This is a genomic window from Segatella salivae DSM 15606 (genome assembly GCF_000185845.1).
Classification (GTDB): domain Bacteria; phylum Bacteroidota; class Bacteroidia; order Bacteroidales; family Bacteroidaceae; genus Prevotella; species Prevotella salivae.
Genome location: NZ_GL629647.1, coordinates 654292 through 658351 on the forward strand (window position 1 = coordinate 654292; position 4060 = coordinate 658351).

The window sequence follows — 4060 nt, forward strand, 5'->3', positions numbered from 1 at the left end:
AATGGATATTAAGCCAGAGCGTATATTTACTCCAACAACTATAGATCGTATTGCTCCTACAATTTGTAAGAGCATTAATATCAGAGCACCGAATGCTTGTTCTACAGCTCCTCTTTTCTAATAAAGATATATAGAATGAAGTATAAAAGAGGGAACAACAGTCTTATTTACAATGACTTCATTCAACTTTTATAAATATTGTGGGATAAATAAGAATTAAATTCGTAATTTTGCACCACGTATATAAATAGGTATATAATAAAAAACATAATAAAATGAATTTCAATAACTTTTTGAAATCATTGTTCGGTGATAAGTCAAACCGTGATATGAAGCTGATACAACCAATCGTTGAGAAAGTTAAGGCTGCATATCCTGAGATTCAGAAATTGAGCAATGACGAATTACGTGCAAAGACAAAAGAACTTCAACAGTATGTTCAAGACTCCGCCAAAGAGCAAAAGCAACAAATAGCGGAACTAAAAGCGAAGATTGAAAATACACCAATCGACGAACGCGAGGATATTTTCAATCAAATTGATAAACTTGAAAAAGAAGTTCTCGATTTGTATGAGCAAGCTTTAAATGAAGTTCTTCCTACAGCTTTCAGTATCATGAAAGATACTGCAAGACGTTTTGCAGAGAATGAAGACACCATTGTCACTGCAACCGATTTCGATAGAGAGTTAGCTTCTAATCCTGCAAATGACTTCATTACGATTGATGGTGATAAAGCAATCTATCACAATGAGTGGACGGCAGGAGGCAACAAACTCAAATGGAATATGGTACATTATGATGTACAATTATTCGGTGGAATCGCTCTTCATCAAGGAAAGATTGCAGAAATGGCAACGGGTGAAGGAAAGACGCTTGTTGCAACCCTTCCCGTTTTCCTGAATGCCTTAACAGGAAATGGTGTTCACATGGTTACAGTCAATGACTATTTGGCTAAACGCGACTCTGAGTGGATGGGACCACTCTATATGTTCAACGGCCTTTCTGTTGATTGCATAGACAAACATCAGCCAAACTCTGAAGCACGAAGAAAAGCATATCAAGCAGACATTACTTTCGGAACAAATAACGAATTTGGTTTCGACTATCTGCGTGATAACATGGCTCTCAACCCAAGTGATCTTGTTCAACGCAAACACAACTTTGCAATTGTCGACGAGGTTGACTCTGTGTTAATTGACGATGCACGTACTCCATTGATCATTTCTGGTCCGATTCCGAAGGGAGATGACCAAATGTTTGAGGAATATCAACCTCTTGTAGAACGTTTATACGAGGTTCAACGCAAGCAGGCAACTGAGCTTTTGGCTGAGGCAAAGCAAAAGATTACTGCTGGCCAAGAGAAAAATGACAAACAACTCTTAGAAGAAGGTTTCCTTGCACTCTATCGTTCATATAAAGCATTGCCAAAGAATAAACCTTTGATTAAATATCTTTCTGAAGATGGTATCAAAGCTGGTATGCTTTCAACAGAAGAGTATTACATGGCTAACAACAATCGTGAGATGCCTAAAGCTATTGAGCCATTATACTTTGTTGTTGACGAAAAGCTCAATAGCGCTGACTTAACAGATAAAGGTACAGCATGGTTGGCAAAGCAAACAGGGCGCGAAGACTTGTTCGTTTTGCCTGATATCACCTCTCAATTGTCTGACCTTGAAAGCCAAAAGAATCTTTCTGACCAAGAGAAAATAGACAAGAAGGATGAGTTGATGTCTCACTATGGCGTTCAAAGTGAACGTGTGCATACGCTTCAACAATTGCTGAAGGCTTACACCATGTTTAATAAAGACGACGAGTATGTCGTTATGGATGGCGAAGTTAAGATTGTTGATGAACAAACCGGACGTATTATGGAGGGTCGTCGCTGGAGTGACGGTCTTCACCAAGCTATCGAGGCTAAGGAACATGTAAAGGTGGAAGCTGCGACCCAAACTTTTGCAACCATCACCCTTCAGAACTACTTCCGTATGTATCACAAGCTGGCTGGTATGACTGGTACAGCAAGCACTGAGGCCGGAGAGTTCTGGGATATCTACAAACTCGATGTTGTTGAGATTCCAACAAACCGTCCTATCGCTCGACACGACCTCGACGATCGTGTCTATAAGACAGCACGCGAAAAGTATGCTGCCGTTATCGACGAAATTGAGACGATGCGAAATGCAGGCCGTCCTGTACTTGTCGGAACAACCTCTGTCGAAATCAGTGAGTTGTTGAGCAAGATGTTAAAGATGCGCCGCATTCCTCATAACGTCTTAAATGCGAAACTTCATCAGCGCGAAGCACAGATTGTTGCCGAAGCAGGACGCTCTGAGAATGGATTAGGTGCTGTAACGATTGCAACCAACATGGCTGGTCGTGGTACCGACATCAAGCTTACCGACGAGGTTAAAGCCGCAGGCGGTTTGGCCATCATCGGTACAGAACGACATGAGAGCCGCCGTGTAGACCGCCAGTTGCGTGGTCGCGCAGGCCGTCAAGGTGACCCAGGCTCATCTGTTTTCTATGTTTCATTGGAAGACAAGCTGATGCGTCTTTTCGCATCAGAGCGTATCGCCAAAGTCATGGACCGCTTAGGTTTTGAAGACGGCGAACGAATTGAAAGTCCAATGATTTCTAAGAGCATCGAACGTGCGCAGAAGAAAGTTGAGGAAAATAACTTCGGTATCCGTAAACATCTTCTCGAATACGATGACGTCATGAACAAACAACGTACGGTAATCTACGAGAAGCGTCGCCATGCCCTCATGGGAGAACGCATCGGAATGGATATCACAAACGTTATTTGGGACCGAGTTGTGAACATCATCGAAAAGAATGATTATGCCGGAGCTAAGGAAGAATTTATGAAGATCTTAGCAATGGAGATGCCATTCACCGAAGAAGAATTTGACAGCAACACTAAGGCTGAACTCGAAGAACGCGCATTCCAAGATGCCATGGCTTCATTCAAGCGCCACACAGACCGCATTCAGGCCGACGCCTACCCTGTCATCAAGAAAGTTCAAGAAGAACAGGGCGCAATGTATGAGCGTATTCTTGTGCCTATCACAGATGGCCGAAATCTCTATCAGATTCCTGCAAATCTGAAAGAAGCCTACGACAGCGAGGCTGCAAGCGTTGTAACAGACTTTGAAAAGACTGTTATGCTCCGCATCATTGACGATAGCTGGAAAGAAAACTTGCGTCAGCTTGACGAGTTGCGCCACAGCGTGCAGAACGCGTCATACGAGCAGAAAGATCCTCTTTTGATTTTCAAATTAGAGAGCGTTAAGCTTTGGGACAACATGATAGATGACATGAACAATCGCATTTCCAGTGTGTTGATGCGCTGCCAGATTCCTGTTGTTCAAGAAGTTCAAGAAGCTGCACCAGAGCAACACGCACAACGCTATCACGAACAAAAAGAAGATCTCGAAGCGCGTGCACAACAGGCAGCTGTTCATCAAGACACGCGCGAAGATGCAGACCAGGCAAACCACACGCCTTATGTTGCTGAACGAATGCCACGCCCTAACGACCCATGTCCATGCGGAAGTGGCAAGAAGTTCAAAAACTGCCACGGAAAGAACATTTAATTAAATCGTTCTTATCAATATAAAAAAGCCCATTCATACTCCAATGAATGGGCTTTTTATTCTACATCATACCAATAGAAACATCATCACAGCCCAACCTCTACCCTATCCGTAGACTTCAAAAATAGAATTTGAAAACAATATTTTCTGTTGGAAGGAGACAACAACAAGAATTTCAAGCTACAGCACCATTCTGTAAGGCAAAAAAGAGTTTTTCCAACGCTTCTGTCAACGACATAAATGCAAAATGAAGAAAATAATCGCTTCTGTCAACGACATAAGCACAAAATGAAGAAAATAATCGCTTCTGTCAACGACATAAGCGCGAAATAAAGAAAATAATCGCTTCTGTCAACGACATAAGCACGAAAAAAAGAAAATTGGTGCTTCTGTCAACGACATAAGCGCGAAATAAAGAAAATAATCGCTTCTGTCAACGACATAAGCATGAAAAAAAGAAA

1 protein-coding gene is annotated in these 4060 nt (G+C 42.1%); it reads left to right on the forward strand.

Annotated elements, in window-relative coordinates; genetic code table 11:
- The first annotated feature begins 275 nt into the window (after positions 1-275).
- Positions 276-3599 (forward strand): preprotein translocase subunit SecA, encoded by a 3324-nt coding sequence (secA, locus tag HMPREF9420_RS02780; protein WP_007133894.1) that lies wholly within the window; start codon positions 276-278, stop codon positions 3597-3599.
- The last annotated feature ends 461 nt before the right edge of the window (positions 3600-4060 follow it).

Bases quoted from the DNA above. Each gene is read 5' to 3' on its own strand.
- secA (WP_007133894.1), top strand. From the start codon at position 276: ATGAATTTCAATAACTTTTTGAAATCATTGTTCGGTGATAAGTCAAAC.